At 37.6% G+C, this 15,435-nt stretch carries 11 protein-coding genes; 6 read left to right on the top strand and 5 right to left on the bottom strand.

The annotated features are described in order from the left end of the window. Positions 1–62: 62 nt before the first annotated feature. On the bottom strand, positions 63–1,334 hold the full coding sequence (locus F985_RS13510) for a sigma-54 interaction domain-containing protein (RefSeq protein ID WP_004701779.1): 1,272 nt from the start codon (positions 1,332–1,334) through the stop codon (positions 63–65). A gap of 191 nt (positions 1,335–1,525) precedes the next feature. On the opposite strand from F985_RS13510, the gene F985_RS13505 reads away from it, so the two are divergent. The 4 genes from F985_RS13505 (at position 1,526) to F985_RS13490 (ending at position 6,048) form a co-directional block, all read left to right on the top strand. Beyond that, a complete protein-coding gene (locus tag F985_RS13505; RefSeq protein WP_004701778.1) occupies positions 1,526–2,221 on the top strand; it encodes an MBL fold metallo-hydrolase in 696 nt (231 codons plus the stop codon). Positions 2,222–2,230: 9 nt separating this feature from the next. After that, positions 2,231–3,886, top strand: coding sequence for a bifunctional protein tyrosine phosphatase family protein/NAD(P)/FAD-dependent oxidoreductase (locus tag F985_RS13500; RefSeq protein WP_004701775.1), 1,656 nt, complete (start codon positions 2,231–2,233; stop codon positions 3,884–3,886). 253 nt (positions 3,887–4,139) lie between these two features. Beyond that, entirely contained in the window at positions 4,140–4,931 is a 792-nt protein-coding gene (locus tag F985_RS13495; RefSeq protein ID WP_004701774.1) for a sulfite exporter TauE/SafE family protein, read from the top strand. A 112-nt stretch (positions 4,932–5,043) separates the two neighbouring features. Continuing rightward, a complete protein-coding gene (locus tag F985_RS13490; protein WP_004701773.1) occupies positions 5,044–6,048 on the top strand; it encodes a homoserine dehydrogenase in 1,005 nt (334 codons plus the stop codon). A gap of 29 nt (positions 6,049–6,077) precedes the next feature. Here F985_RS13490 and F985_RS13485 read toward each other — a convergent pair whose 3' ends face one another. Further along, positions 6,078–6,995 carry a DMT family transporter gene (locus F985_RS13485; protein WP_004701772.1) on the bottom strand — a complete coding sequence of 306 codons (918 nt, stop codon included), beginning with the start codon at positions 6,993–6,995 and terminating at the stop codon, positions 6,078–6,080. Between the two features lie 166 nt (positions 6,996–7,161). On the opposite strand from F985_RS13485, the gene F985_RS13480 reads away from it, so the two are divergent. Further along, on the top strand, positions 7,162–8,016 hold the full coding sequence (locus F985_RS13480) for a helix-turn-helix domain-containing protein (protein ID WP_004701771.1): 855 nt from the start codon (positions 7,162–7,164) through the stop codon (positions 8,014–8,016). 18 nt (positions 8,017–8,034) lie between these two features. Here F985_RS13480 and chrA read toward each other — a convergent pair whose 3' ends face one another. Next, positions 8,035–9,381, bottom strand: a complete 1,347-nt coding sequence (gene chrA / locus F985_RS13475; protein ID WP_004701770.1) for a chromate efflux transporter — start codon at positions 9,379–9,381, stop codon at positions 8,035–8,037. Positions 9,382–9,564: 183 nt separating this feature from the next. Continuing rightward, positions 9,565–10,851 (bottom strand): MFS transporter, encoded by a 1,287-nt coding sequence (locus F985_RS13470; protein WP_004701769.1) that lies wholly within the window; start codon positions 10,849–10,851, stop codon positions 9,565–9,567. A gap of 523 nt (positions 10,852–11,374) precedes the next feature. Between F985_RS13470 and F985_RS13465 the strand changes: the two genes are divergently transcribed. Then, positions 11,375–13,579, top strand: coding sequence for a TonB-dependent siderophore receptor (locus F985_RS13465; RefSeq protein ID WP_025469142.1), 2,205 nt, complete (start codon positions 11,375–11,377; stop codon positions 13,577–13,579). Positions 13,580–13,634: 55 nt separating this feature from the next. Here the strand turns inward: F985_RS13465 and F985_RS13460 are convergent, their stop codons facing one another. Next, positions 13,635–15,053 (bottom strand): aspartate ammonia-lyase, encoded by a 1,419-nt coding sequence (locus tag F985_RS13460; RefSeq protein ID WP_004701767.1) that lies wholly within the window; start codon positions 15,051–15,053, stop codon positions 13,635–13,637. Positions 15,054–15,435 lie beyond the last annotated feature (382 nt).

Raw genomic sequence — 15,435 nt, 5'->3', positions numbered from 1 at the left:
TTTGAATTTAATGGAACTAACCAACTACAATATGATACGCCTTAGATCTAACAAATACCTAGCTAAAGCTTATGTTTTTGTCTATATCGCCAAAGCGTTGTACGGCTAATACCAAAAATATTAGCAACCATATTCAGGTTATGGTCATATTTTTCTAAAGCAGCTTGTACATTTTCTGGACTAAGCTCGGTATTTGTCTCAGGCAATTTAACGTAATCGTCAGCATTTAAAAGTTCATTTGGTAAGTCTTCAACTTCAATCTCATCCTTACCATTTGCCATCGTTAATGCATAAAGTAGGGTGTTTTTAAGCTCGCGAACATTTCCCGGCCAGTCATAATTTAAAAGAACTTGCATAGCTTTTTGATTGACATGATGAGGCATGGTGTCGAGTTGAGTTGAGCTTTCTTTTAAAATCTGATCGACAATCAGTGGAATATCGACTTTTCGTTCTCTGAGTGGTGGTATAAAAATTGGAATTACGCGTAAACGGTAAAGTAAATCATGACGGAATCGTCCGGCTTTAGCTTCTTCGCGTAAAGCTTTATGTGTTGCAGTAATAATTCGGACATTGGCTTGAATCGGTTTTTCACCACCGACAGGCGTAAATTCACCTGTTTCTAGCACCCGTAATAATTTAGCTTGAAGCTCTAAAGGAATCTCGGCAATTTCATCCAGAAACAGTGTTCCACCAGCGGCACGTTCAAACACGCCTTTATGGTCACGAATTGCTCCTGTGAAAGCACCTTTAACATGTCCAAACAGCTCACTTTCTAAAATATTGGCATTGAGAGCAGCACAGTTAATCGCTACAAAAATTTTGTTTTTGCGCTGGCTATAATCGTGAATGGCTTTTGCTACCAATTCTTTACCACTCCCAGATTCACCGCGGACAAGCACTGGAAATTCAGTAATAGCTACTCTTTGAATAATCGAAAACATACGAGCCATTTCTGGTGAGCAGCTATTAAAAACTTTGGCTAAGTCTTTCAATTGCTCTGTTATTTCTAACGGTTCTGTAATGTCATTTTCATTGCTTATCGGCTGTAAAATATGTAGCTTCCCAATAATCCGATGCTCGGCAATATAAATATCATGTTCTTGATAGATAAATCGCTTTCTAACTTTAGGAGTATTAATTTCAAGATATTGATTGTGATGATCTTGAGTAAGCGCTGCCATGCTCTCGACAGAAATATCATCTGTGTTAAATTTATAGTGAATTGCGTGAGTCGTTGTGTCTGCTAAAAACAGACTCGCATTTGGGAATAAAGCCTTAAGTTGCTCAAATAAAATATAAAAATCTTGTTCTGACTCAAAATTTAGCTTTGCCATTTCACATGTTTCACAATCGTTTCATTGAAACATACTTGAGTTTCACAGAAACATCAAGAAAAGTTTATATTCTGATTCTAATTTTAAATTTTTAATTAACTATATGATTTTTAAACTTATTATTTAAATAAAAATAATTGGCATTGTATTTGCAAAATATAGGATAGAAATAAATTATCGGGGTATAAATCATGTTCTTTAAGCAATTTTTTGAACAAGAAAGTTCGACTTATACATATATGCTTGGATGTGAAGAAACACGAGAGGCTGTTTTAATTGACCCAGTTGCATCAGATATAGAAATCTATGCAAAAGCATTAGAAAAGCATCAATTTACGCTCATCTATACCTTAGATACACATGTTCATGCAGATCATATTACTGCTGCAAATTTACTGCGTGAACGTTTTCATTGTAAATCGGTTTTACATAGAAGTTCAGATGTAAGTTGTGGAGATATTCTTATTACAGATGGTTGTACGCTGAAACTAGGCAAACTTAGTATTGAAGCACGTTATACACCAGGTCATACCAATGCTTGTACGAGTTATTTGGTGGGAAATATGGTTTTCACTGGTGATGCATTATTAATTGATGGCTGTGGTCGAACCGACTTCCAGCAGGGAAATGCGGGCACACTTTATGACAGTATTCATAAACAACTTTTTAGCTTGCCTGACGACACTATTGTGTATCCGGGACACGATTATAAAGGTCGTTTATCTTCAACCATTGGCAATGAACGTTTAAATAACTCACGTATAGGCCAGAATCGTTCGCGTGAAGATTTTATTAAATTAATGAATAATTTAAATCTTCCATATCCAAAGCAGATCGATAAAGCACTTCCTGCTAATCAGGCCTGCGGCTCAATTTCACAATCATAAGGTGGCAATATGGAAATTAAACGAGTTAATCAAGAATTTTATGTTGCTGCTCAAATCACCGCTGATGATGTCGCAAAAATTGTAGATCAGGGAGTAAAGACTCTGATATGTAACCGCCCGGATGGAGAAGGTGCAGACCAACCCAATGTGATTGAAATTGAAGAAGCAGCTCAGCGACATGGCCTAAAGGTAATTTATCAACCTGTTAGCAGTGGCAAAATTACCGATCAACAAGTTGCCGAGTTTAAACAGCTTTATCAGAATGCCCAAAAACCTGTTTTAGCGTATTGCCGTTCTGGTATGCGTGCAATCAGTTTATGGGCTTTGGCCGAAGTTGCTCCAAAAGATGCAGCACTGTTAGTTGAATCTGGTAATAAACTTGGTTTTAACTTAAAAGGCCTCGTTCCTCGTATTTTAAAACGCGATCACGAACCAAGCTCAGTTCCTTGCTATAGCGTTGTGATTGTGGGAGCAGGCGCAGCTGGAATTTCTGTAGCATCGAGTTTACTGTCTCGTGAACCTCATTTGGATATTGTCATTATTGATCCGGCAGATACCCATTATTATCAACCAGGATGGACCATGGTGGGTGGCGGCATTTTTAAACCGCAAGTTACTGCACGCTCCATGGCAAGTGTGATTCCTTCAAAAGTGAAATGGATGAAAGCTGCGGTTGCTGGATTCGACCCTGAGCATAATCAGGTTATTTTGGAAGGATGCCAGCCCATTCAATATAAAGCTTTAGTCGTCTGTCCCGGTTTAAAACTCAATTGGCATGGCATTGAAGGTTTAGTCGAAACCTTAGGTAAAAATGGGGTAACGTCTAACTATCGTTATGATCTAGCGCCGTATACATGGGAACTGGTGCAACAGCTAAACGGTGGAAAGGCTATCTTTACTCAACCGCCTATGCCAATTAAATGTGCTGGTGCTCCTCAAAAAGCAATGTATCTTTCAGCCGACTACTGGTTAAAGCAAGGCAAATTAAAAGATATCTCTGTACATTTTTATAACACCGGCGGTGTTTTATTTGGTGTGAAGGAATATGTGCCTGCACTCATGCAATACGTCGAAAAATATGGCTCTGAACTTCATTTTAATCATCAACTGGTCAAAGTAGATGGGCCTGCAAAAAAAGCATGGTTTAAGTTAGTAAACGATGAAAATGCAGTATTGGTCGAGACCGATTTCGATATGTTGCATGTTGTTCCACCGCAACAAGCGCCAGACTTTATTCGTGCAAGTACTCTTACTGATGAAGCAGGCTGGGTGAGTGTGAATCCTCAAACCTTACAACACACACAACATACCAATATTTTCGCTTTAGGTGATGTGATGAATGCGCCTAATGCCAAAACGGCTGCTGCTGCACGCGCACAAGCTCCGATCGTCGCTGTGAATGTGATAACGCAGCTCAAGGGTGAACAAAACTTCTGTGAATACAATGGGTATGGCTCATGTCCACTCACAGTAGAGCGTGGAAAAATCGTTCTAGCCGAGTTTGGTTACGGCGGTAAATTGCTTCCTAGTTTTCCAAAATGGGTGATTGATGGACAAAAACCATCTCGTTTGGCTTGGTTGCTTAAAGAACAGATTTTGCCACCGATTTACTGGCAAGGCATGCTCAAAGGTCGCGAGTGGATGGTCAAACCTGAGCGAGGATAAGTAAAGCAACGCTTTACCCGAGCGCAAGACGAGAGCTGTGCTCGAGTGGAAGAGGATAAACAAGCAACGCTTTATCCTGAGAAGCGGTTGAAGCTTCGCAAGAAGGCGAAAGCTGTGCTTGAGCGGAAGAGGTTAAGTAAAGCAACGCTTTGTCCTGAGAAGCGGCTAAAGCTTCGCAAGAAGATGAGAATTTGCTTACTCATTAAATGGCAGTCCACAGCAAATGAAATATATGCAATTTTAGGCTTTTGATATGTTACTACTTGTCGTTGAAGGCATTGTGATTGGCTTTTTACTTGGTCTTACTGGTGCGGGTGGCGGTATTCTCGCTGTACCCGCACTCATGACAAGTCAAGGCTGGACAGTGGCTCAAGCAGCGCCTATTGGTTTGCTGGCTGTCGCGCTATCTACCCTGATTGGGACTATTGAAGGCTTATTTAAAAAGATTGTGCGCTATCGCGCTGCAATCTGGATAGCAATTATTGGTACTCCAATGGCCCATATTGGAATCTTAATATCCAATACGATTTCACCTGTCTGGCTCATGTTAATGTTTAGCTTGGTTATGTTTACAGTGGGTTATCGACTCATCAGTAATCGAGTTTCAGATTTCCATAACCCGCCGTGTCAGGTCAATCCAAGTACAGGGCGATTTATCTGGAATTTTAAAACTGGAGGTGTACTTGCCGGCATTGGAATTATTGCAGGGCTTTTAACTGGTATGCTAGGTGTTGGTGGTGGCTTTGTAATTGTACCAGCGCTTAGAAAAGTCACAAATTTGGATATGCATAGCATTGTTGCAACTTCACTTATGATTATTTTTCTCATTAGTGGCATAAGTATTGTAATGCATATTGCAGAGGGTTTTCATTATCCAGTCGCCATTACCAGTACATTTGCTCTCGCATGTGTAGCAGGCATGCTATTAGGTCGCCGAGCCATTCTCTTTATTCCACCTGCGATTGTACAAAAAGTCTTTGCTTTAATGGTTTTTGCTGTCGCAATTTATATGGTTATTAAGATTGTTAATCTAACAAATATCTGAGCGATATAGTATTTTAACTTATCTATATAAATACAAAGTTTCCAGAGATGATGCATTGAAATTGTCTATGGAAACTTTTGATTTAAATCATATAAATTTTTGAGAAAGCGATATGAAGCGAGTTAACGTGGCAATTTGTGGTTTTGGACGGATTGGGCAACAAATTGCAGAGCTTCTTTTAAATCGATCGACATACTATAAACAAAAATATCAAGTTGATGCCCGTTTAGTGGGTGTCTGTAATTCATCTTCAGGTTTAATTGACCAAGATGGTTTACAAGCTTCAAAGTGGCTAGATAAAGCACAATATCGAGCAGGTCTCACTGAACAAAAGTTTTTACAACAGGTTCAGGCGGATGTCATTATTGAGACTGGCCCAAGTGATTATGTGACAGGTGGAAAAGGCCTATTTTATTTAAATTATGCTTTAACACATAACATGAATGCGATTGCAGTATCTAAAGGTGCTTTAGTCGTAGAAGGTAAAAAACTAATTAACTTGGCACATCAGCACAATAAAAAACTATTTTTTAGCGGCGCGACGGCTGCGGCTTTACCGACTGTTGATTTGTTTGAATATAACTTGGCTGGTTGCCAAATTTTAGAAATAGAAGGTGTGTTTACAGGCACCACAAATTTTATTTTGAATGATATGTTGCAACACGAATGTGCATTTACAGAATCTCTTGAAAAAGCTCAAGTAAAAGGTATTACGGAACCTGACAGTTCTTTCGATGTAGATGGATGGGATACCGCTGCTAAAATTACAATACTAGCCAATACTGTTTTGGGAGCTGATATAAAAATTAAAGATATTCCAAGACAAGGAATCAGTCATGTAACTGCCGATCATATACGTGATTGGAAAAATGAAAATCTAACTCCTCGTTTGGTTGGTTTTATTCATATTAAAAATCAGCAAATTCAAACGGGTGTTGAATTAAGACTAGTTGCAGCAAATCATCCTTTTGCTCATTTGCAAGGTTCTAATAAATGCATACGAGTGTTAACGCAAGAGATGGGTGAGTTTGTGGTCAGTGGAGGGGCATCTGCGCCTTTAGCTACAGCAGCTGCAGCTTTAAAAGATTTCGAGTTATTGCTAAAAACGGGCTGTTAAAATTAATTATGATTTATAAAAAAGCAGGCTTAGGCCTGCTTCTCACAACTTTTTTGACTATTAAATAACTTTTTTCCAATTTCTAACTTACTAAACATTAAGTAATTGCCAAGTAAAATTAATAAAATTCCAAGTACAGCATTTAAAGTCCACTCATATCCTTCAAAGAAAGTAGAAACTGTTAAAGCAACTAAAGGGAAGAGCAACGTGCTATAAGCTGCTTTGGCTGCGCCAATTCGTCCAACCAGAGAAAAATAAGCAGAGAACCCAATAACTGTACCAAAAACAGCCAAGTAAAGTACCGAACTTAAGAATGGGAAATTCATCGGTGGCATTAAATCTTGTCCTGTAAATAAAGCTAGACTTAACATCACCAATGCACCATAAGTCATGGCATAACAGTTTGTTGAAAAGATATTTAGACCACGTTTTTGGTGTCTAACACTAATCATATTTCCTAAAGAAAAACCGTAAGTGCCTATTGCACATAGCCCAATACCCATTAATAACTGCGCATTAAACTGACTATTAATCAGGTCATGCCAAAACAGTAGAACAATACCACTTAGACCCAAAAGTGCAGCTGGCGCAAAGTTTGGAGAAGGTTTCTGTTTAAAAAAGACAAGCGCATTAATGGCATTAAAGAAAACAGCCATTGAAAAAATGACAGACTCTAAACCGCTATTTACATATTTAACCGCAGTATAAAAACAAATAAAGTTTAGGCCGAAAACACAGAGTCCTTGTAGCATACAAAACAAGTGATCTTTTAAAGCAATTCGCTGTAATTTTCCTGAAAATAGTAAAACAACCCACAGTAATAAGGCTGAAATGGCAAAACGCCATAAAATTGCGACAACGGGTGTTGCATAGTGGCTTTGAACGGCAATTCCAATCCATGTTGTTCCCCAAATCAACACCACCGCAACATAGAGTAAAATATTCATAACTTCATCCTCGATTACCAAGCTTAAGTATCTAGGAATGCTTCATTTTTCACGTATATATTCTTGTGTTATACATGCAAGATCTTGCGCTTTTTATATAACTGAACTAGCTGAATTTTGCTGAATATGGTTAACTTAAGCCCAATGATATTCGTTTTAATTTTGCATGGCCTATCAAACTTTAGAACAGCTACAGCAATCTAAAGCCAAGCTTCACGAAACTGTGGTGCTTGATGAAAATATGCAACTTGCATTTTGGTCTAATCAGCAAGATCGTGTAAGTGTCTGTAGCGATCATCACACTCTAAGTCTGTATATTCAAGATGGCTATGAAAGCTATCAAAAAACCCCTGCAGGCTGGAAAAACGGCGGTGGGCCGGGTCGTTTTTGTTTGTTGCCTGAACATCAGGAGTCTACTTGGGACATACGTGGTGGGCTTAAATTCGTTCACTTGTATTATACCGACCAACATTTGCGTGATGTTGCCGAAAAAATATGGGACAAAGAACCGAATCAAATTCAACTAAACGAAGTTGCATTTAGTGATGATGAACGGATTCGAGCACTTTATCAGTTCTTCTTACTAGATTGTGATTGGCAAGATTCTTCAAACCATTTACAAATGAGTACAACAGCAAGTTTGTTGTTGAATCATTTAATTCGAAGATACAGTAGTGTTCAATGGCAACAGCCTGCCATTAAAGGCGGACTGGCACCTCATAAACTCAAATATATTCAAGAATGGATTGAAGATCATCTAGGTCAGGCGCTCGCTTTGTCAGACTTGGCAAATGTTGTGAATTTAAGCGAATACCATTTTGCTCATATGTTTAAACAGTCCATGAATATGGCGCCTCACCAATATGTCATGCAAAGACGTTTAACTAAGGCAAAAGGGCTAATTCAGTCATCTCAGCTTTCTTTACAAGATATTGCCCTAGTTTGTGGGTTTAGTTCAGCGAGTCATTTAAGCCATCGCTTTAAACAGTTTTATGGCATGAGTCCTTCACAATTACGTTAAAAGACCCATGACTCATTTTTATAAAAGATAAATACCTAAACCAATTAGTGCTGATGCAAAAATGACATAGAGTACATTAATGTTAAAGCGGAATAAGGCAATAAATGCAGCCACAGTAATGATCGCAGCGACAACATCAAAGTGACCAGAAAAACCGTGTGGCCATAGCACGTGATAACTAAAAAATAATGCTAGATTTAAAATGACACCGACCACAGCCGCGGTAATCGCAGTGAGTGGTGCCGTAAATTTAATTTCATTATGAGTAGATTCAATAAAAGGGCCACCTGCAAAAATAAATACAAATGAAAAGAGAAAGGTAAACCAAGTCACAATGACAGCACCGAGCGCTCCAGCAAAAAATAGATGCTCGGGCCCAAGTAATGAATGATTAACACCTCCTAAAAAACCAACAAAGGCAACCACCATAATCAGTGGACCGGGTGTAGTTTCACCTAACGCTAAACCATCAATCATTTGCGTAGGTGAAAGCCACCCAAAATGATTCACAGCCCCTTGATAGACATAAGGTAAAACCGCGTAAGCGCCTCCAAAAGTGAGTAATGCAGCTTTAGTAAAAAACCATGCCATTTGAGTATAAGAATGATGCCATCCAAAATATGCGCCTAAAGCTAAAATTGGCAATAACCATAAAACGATAGCCATAAAAATAATTTTAGCTAACCGTAACCAATGGAATTTAGCATGCTCTGGTGTCGGGGTATCATCATCAATAAATGCTGGGCCATAATCTTTTTGACTGACTTTATGCCCAGCTGTTGAGGAAAATAGTTCTGGGTACTTTTTACTAACTAAATAACCTGCAATGCCTGCTGATAAAACAATAAGCGGGAAAGGAAGTTTTAAGACAAAAATGGCAAGAAACGCAGCAATTGCGACGAGCCATAAAAATCTATTTTTAAGTGAACGACTGCCTATACGGTAAGTTGCATGGAAAACAATTGCGGTGACGGCAGGTTTAATCCCGTAAAAAATACCCGCAATAACCGGAACATCTCCAAATTTTATATAGACCCAAGACAGCCCAATTAAAATAAATAAAGACGGTAGTACAAATAGAATGCCTGCGACTAATCCTCCAGCAGTTCTGTGCATGAGCCAACCAATGTAGGTTGCTAATTGCTGTGCTTCAGGACCGGGTAACAACATGCAGTAGTTCAGTGCATGTAAAAATCTTTTTTCAGATATCCAGCGCTTTTGTTCAACGAGTTCCTGATGCATTACAGCGATTTGTCCAGCTGGCCCCCCAAAGCTAATAAAGCCGAGCTTGAGCCAAAATAAGAAGGCTTGCCAGAAGGTAACTTGAATAATACTTTCAGGTAAAGGGGATTTTTCGTTTTCCATTTTTTATCCCATCAAAAAAATTGATTTATATAGATCAGCAGCATCAAACTCAAAATTGCCAATGAATTAAGCAGGTGCGTTGTACTAAGTAGTTATAAGATACAGAACAAAAATGAATTTCTTATTATTTTAAAAAGATATTCTTCTAAAAAAAGCTCTAGAAGAATATCTAACTTTTAGTTTTTAGTGATCATGTTCTAAATAATCTGGATTTTTCGGAAGCGCAAGGCTACATAAGAAACAGATAATCAGCATGACAATGACGTAAATAAAGAAAGTATTTTCAATTCCAGCAGCTTTGAACTGTAAGGCAACTGAAGGTGCAGAACCACCAAACAGCGCATTACCTACTGCATACGAAAAACCTACGCCTAAAGCTCGTACATGAGGTGGGAACATTTCAGCTTTTACCAAACCACTAATAGAGGTATAGAAACTGAGTAACATCATCATAAAGATGAGTAGGAGGGCAATAATAATCGGAGAGTCAATATTGGCTCGCATCCCGACCACCATGACTGGATAGATAAATATGGCGGACAATAAGCTAAATGCCAACATTGAAGAGCGGCGCCCAATACGATCGGATATTGCACCAAATACAGGTTGAGCACACATATAGACAAATAGCGCGAAGGTCATGATATAACCAACGGTTTTTCCATCCATCCCTAAATTGGTCAAATAAGTTTTTGAATAAACAGTTTCTACATAAAACGTTAATGAACCAGCAGAAGTGTATCCGACCACCAATAAAAAGGTTTTCCAATGCTTTTTAAAGAGTTCTCTTAAGCTACCAGACTCTTTACGCTCACTATCTTGATGAGAAAGTGTTTCTTCTAAACGACTACGAGCAAGTAAAGATAAAATTGCCGCGATACCACCAATCACAAATGGAATACGCCAACCGCCGTCATGTAATTGTTGCTCACTTAAAAATGCCAACAAAATAACGCCAAGTAAGCTTGCGAGTAACTGACCACCAGAGAGGGTGACATACTGGAAAGACGAGTAAAAACCACGCTGACCTTTTAAGCCTAGTTCACTCATATAAGTTGCAACTGCACCATACTCGCCACCAACCGATAAGCCTTGAAGTAATCGCACTACAAGTAAAAGAAAGGGTGCAAATAAACCAACTTGGTCATAAGTTGGCAAAGCTGCAAACAAAAATGAGCTTAGGGCCATCAAACAGATTGAGATAATCATCGACTTTTTTCGACCATGTCGGTCTGCGATGCGTCCAAATACCCAACTACCAATCGGACGCATAAAGAAACTTGCAGCAAACACACCCCAAACATAGATAGACTTAGTCGTACTATCCATATCTGGTGCGGTTAGGGCTTGAGTAAAGTAGGCAGCAAATACTGCATAGATATAAAAGTCGAACCATTCAACTAAATTACCAGAGGCTGCGCCTACAATCCCACGTATCCGGCTACGTTTTTCTTCCTGAGTATATGTCATATTTATTCCATCGTTTTGTAGACAAAAACTAGGAATTTTTTAGGTATGCTATACAGAAAATAGAATGAAACATTAAAAATCACTCGACCTTGAGCACTTCCTTAAAATTCCTAACCATTCATTTTTTCTAATTTTAAAATTCGATTCTAGTAAAATTACGTCCTTTTGTTCGATTTAAAGATAAATTAACCAATGATCGAACATTTCCTTTCATTCAATTTGATAATGAATTGCATTTAAAATCATTGAGCTAATTTTAAAAATATATCTATTGTTAAATTTCTCCTGACTCCTCTAGTTTTGAGCTTAGTTTCATTTTTGCTATTTTGTAATACTTAAAAAGTTATAACCTCAATTTCAAAGAAAATAAAAGAAATTTATATATTGATAAGTAAGTGCATAAAAGTTGCATCAAATTCACTTAATCGAAAAAATACAGAATGTGTTGTTTCTCAATATGGGTGCCTGTATTCTTGCGTGGCTGAAAAATAGGGCATATAACCGTTTTTTAGCTTTATAAATTATGCTCGCTATGGCAGGTAACTATTCAATGGAAAGACGCGCGTTAAATCTTTACTTCATAACATGCTCTAAAACAGCATTGGCTTCATCTATTGCACTTATAAGCTCTGTAGTTTATGCAAATGAAGCGGAGGTTTCGCAGCTCCCAACCATTACTGTGAATGCCACACAAAATAGTGATGCGCTATACACCTCAAAGAAAGTTAATCTATCTGGTTTTCAAACTGGCGATGTAAAGAAAGTTCCTGCCTCCATTACAACCATTACTTCTGAGCGTCTAGCAGATCAGCACGCAAAAACACTCACCGATGTTATTAAAAATGATTCATCGCTAGGCGATGGCTACGCTGCTATTGGCTATTATCCAAACTTTGTCGCTCGTGGTTTCGCACTCGATTTAGGTTCAAGTTATCTCATTAATGGTCATAGTATACGTGGTGAGCAAAATGTTGCTTTAGAAAATAAAGAGCAAGTTGAAATCTTAAAAGGTATTTCTGCGATTCAAAGTGGAATGTCGACACCCGGTGGTGTGGTTAACTACGTGACCAAAAGACCTGCCGATGTTAAAAATATTACGGTCGATGCAAATTCAGAAGGTGGCTATACACTGGCAACAGATATAGGCGGCTTTTTAAATGATAACTTTGGCTATCGAATCAATTTAGTGCATGAAAGTATTCACCCAAATGTTGATCATGCAAATGGTAAGCGTGAGTTTGGTTCAGTTGCTTTAGACTGGAAAATTAATGATCGCTCTAACTTACTGTTTGATATTGAAGCTCAGCGTCAAAGCCAACGCTCTGTACCGGGCTATCAACTGCTTGATGGGCAAGAAGTACCAACGAACGTAGATCAAGACCGTTTATTGGGTTATCAGTCTTGGAGTAAACCAGTTGTAAATAACAGTGTAAATGCGAGTTTGAAATATCAATATGCATTTAATGATCAATGGAATGGTAGCTTAAGTGCGTCTCAAAGCCGTGTTGTGATTGATGATTACAGCGCTTTTCCATGGGCTTGTTATAGTAATGGAATCTGTCAAAATAATACTTTTGATAAAGATGGTAATTACGGTATTTACGATTTTCGTAGTCCAGATGATACACGTATTACCAGCCAATTTGCTGCTGGGTTAAATGGTCAATTCAAGACTGGCAATATTCAGCATCAGGTAGCTTTTGAAGTACAACATACTTATAAAACATTGAAGCGCTACAACTCAAACTCAATGGAGCTTGACCCTATCGGATTAGGTAATATCTATCAAGAAACAAAGGATTATTCACCAGCTCAGATTGACTTAAGAAATTACTATAAAGCTTTAGAGAGTGATCAGACTGCTTTCACTGTATCTGACCGAGTTCAATTTAATGATCAGTGGTCAACTTTATTGGGTGGGAAACTTATTCACCTTGATGAGCAAGCTTATAATTCAGATGGGCAGCAAAGCCGTGATACGGATTTAAACAAATTCTTGCCACAATTAGCGCTCATGTATAGCCCAACTACTACAACTAATCTTTATGCTTCATATGCTAAAGGTTTATCAGATGGTGGTGAAGCACCATGGTTTGCTAATAATGCTTTAGAAGTTCTATCACCTAAAAATTCTGAACAATATGAACTTGGAGTTAAACAACAGATACGCAACTTCTTGGTAACAGCAGCTATTTTTGATTTAAAACAAGATAATCAATATAGCAAAGTAAATGCAGATGGAACTTTCGATTTTGTTGAACAAGGTGAGCAACACAATCAAGGTATTGAATTAGGTTTAACAGGAGCCTTAACCGATACACTCGATGTAAGTTCAGGTGTTACCTATACCAAATCTCGTCTTGTTGATATTGATACTGACAGCTACAAAGGCCATCAGACTCAAAATGTGCCGAAAATCCGCGCAACTGCGCAATTATCTTATAAATTACCTTCTGTTGAAGGATTACGATTACTGAGTGGTATGCAATATAGTAGCAGTAAATATGCAAATAAAGAGGGCACGGCAAAAGTAGGTGGCTATAGCGTCTTTAATATTGGTGCTGCCTATAAAACAAATTTTGCTGGGCATGACACGACATTCAGATTCAATATTGATAACTTATTTAATAAGAAGTATTGGCGTGATGTGGGTGCATTTATGGGAGATGACTATCTATTCTTAGGTAATCCACGTACAGCCCAGTTCTCTACAACTTTCAGTTTTTAAAATACAGAATAAATAAAAAAGGAGCTTATAAAAGCTCCTTTTTTATTTTCAGGAATTAAGCCGACATTTTTGGTTTAACCATATTATTAATCGACAAGATATCATCAAGCACTTGAGTTGATAATAAACCTTCTTTTTGAACTAAAGCCAATACGCTTTGTCCAGTTTCGTTTGCAGTTTTAGCAATACGAGTTGTAGTTTCATAACCTAGGTATGGATTAAGTGCAGTCACAATACCAATTGAGTTTTCAACTAAAGCTTTACAGTGTTCAGGATTCGCTGTAATCGTATCAATACACTTGCTTTGGAACATTGCCATTGCTCTACCAAGTAAGTCCATAGACTCAAATAGTTTAAATGCAATAAGCGGTTCCATTGCATTTAACTGTAATTGGCCAGCTTCAGCAGCTAAAGTTACAGCCAAATCGTTTGCAATAATTTGGAAGCAAGCAAGGTTCATCGCTTCAGGAATAACAGGGTTTACTTTACCCGGCATGATCGAGCTACCCGGTTGACGCGCTTCTAAGTTAATTTCATTAATGCCAGTACGTGGGCCACTTGAAAGTAAACGCAAGTCATTAGCAATTTTTGAAAGTTTCGTAGCAGTACGTTTTAATAAACCAGATAAAAGAACAAAGTCACCCATATCTGAAGTTGCTTCAATTAAATCTGGAGCTGACTTAATTTTCTTATCAGAGATTTTTGCAAGTGCCTGAATAGCCAGTTCACGGTAATTATATTCGGTCGTAATTCCCGTACCAATCGCTGTACCACCAAGGTTCATATAAGCTAAAACATTTGGAATAAGCGTATTAATTTGCTCAAGATCTTTCTGCAAGGTAACTGCAAATGCACCAAACTCTTGACCTAAAGTCATAGGTACAGCGTCTTGTAATTGAGTACGGCCCATTTTTAAAATGTGTGCAAACTCTTGAGATTTGTTAAGAAAACTTAAAATTAAATTGTTAAATGGAAGATTTAACTCATCTAAGCTTAATAGCAGACCTAAACGGATTGCAGTAGGGTATACGTCATTTGTTGACTGCGACATATTAATGTCGTTATTTGGATGCAAGTATTGATATTGCCCTTTAGAATGGCCCATATATTCCAAAGCAACATTTGCCAATACTTCATTTGCATTCATATTAGTTGAAGTACCAGCACCGCCTTGCATCATGTCGATTGGGAACTGGTCATGGAAATTACCACGAATAAGCTGATTACAGCTGTATTCAATCGCTTCAAATTTAGTTTGATCTAAGCTTTTAAGATTATAGTTTGCTTCAGCACAAGCTAGTTTAACCATAGCTAATGCTTTAATTAAATTAGGAAAATTTCCAACTTTGCTATTTGTTAAGTTGAAATTTTCTAAAGCACGTAATGTTTGAACTCCGTAATAATGGTCATTGTTGATTTCTCGATGACCAATAAGATCCTTCTCAATACGGGTAGTAATATCAGCGTTCATCATTAAACTTCGATTCATTAAAGATGATTCATCTTAGAATTCGAAATGCTTCACTTCTAATGCATTTATTAAACTAATTATGCATTTTTTGCATATCAAAAAATGAGTTAAGCTAAAAAGAATAGTTAAAAATTGAATAGATCAATAGACTTAATTTCTATTAATATTTAATTATTTCAAATAATTATATTCATAGTTGATGTGCAGAATTGTAAAAATGATTACGTCAATTGAGTGTTTTAAATATGGTTAGGCCATAATTTTATTTTTTAAAAACAGTAAATTTAATTGAAATTTCATGTGAATATTAATTTTAAAGAATAAATAATGAGCTTTGTTTAATAAATTTTAATAAAATTGTGATGCATTTCACATAAAAATACAT

Source organism: Acinetobacter seifertii, assembly GCF_000368065.1.
Lineage (GTDB): Bacteria > Pseudomonadota > Gammaproteobacteria > Pseudomonadales > Moraxellaceae > Acinetobacter > Acinetobacter seifertii.
This window is presented reverse-complemented; position numbering and strand designations above follow the sequence as displayed.

Bases quoted from the DNA above. Each gene is read 5' to 3' on its own strand.
- F985_RS13510 (WP_004701779.1), bottom strand. From the start codon at position 1,334: ATGGCAAAGCTAAATTTTGAGTCAGAACAAGATTTTTATATTTTATTT.
- F985_RS13490 (WP_004701773.1), top strand. From the start codon at position 5,044: ATGAAGCGAGTTAACGTGGCAATTTGTGGTTTTGGACGGATTGGGCAA.
- F985_RS13505 (WP_004701778.1), top strand. From the start codon at position 1,526: ATGTTCTTTAAGCAATTTTTTGAACAAGAAAGTTCGACTTATACATAT.
- F985_RS13465 (WP_025469142.1), top strand. From the start codon at position 11,375: ATGCTCGCTATGGCAGGTAACTATTCAATGGAAAGACGCGCGTTAAAT.
- F985_RS13495 (WP_004701774.1), top strand. From the start codon at position 4,140: ATGTTACTACTTGTCGTTGAAGGCATTGTGATTGGCTTTTTACTTGGT.
- F985_RS13470 (WP_004701769.1), bottom strand. From the start codon at position 10,851: ATGACATATACTCAGGAAGAAAAACGTAGCCGGATACGTGGGATTGTA.
- F985_RS13480 (WP_004701771.1), top strand. From the start codon at position 7,162: ATGGCCTATCAAACTTTAGAACAGCTACAGCAATCTAAAGCCAAGCTT.
- F985_RS13460 (WP_004701767.1), bottom strand. From the start codon at position 15,053: ATGATGAACGCTGATATTACTACCCGTATTGAGAAGGATCTTATTGGT.
- chrA (WP_004701770.1), bottom strand. From the start codon at position 9,381: ATGGAAAACGAAAAATCCCCTTTACCTGAAAGTATTATTCAAGTTACC.
- F985_RS13485 (WP_004701772.1), bottom strand. From the start codon at position 6,995: ATGAATATTTTACTCTATGTTGCGGTGGTGTTGATTTGGGGAACAACA.
- F985_RS13500 (WP_004701775.1), top strand. From the start codon at position 2,231: ATGGAAATTAAACGAGTTAATCAAGAATTTTATGTTGCTGCTCAAATC.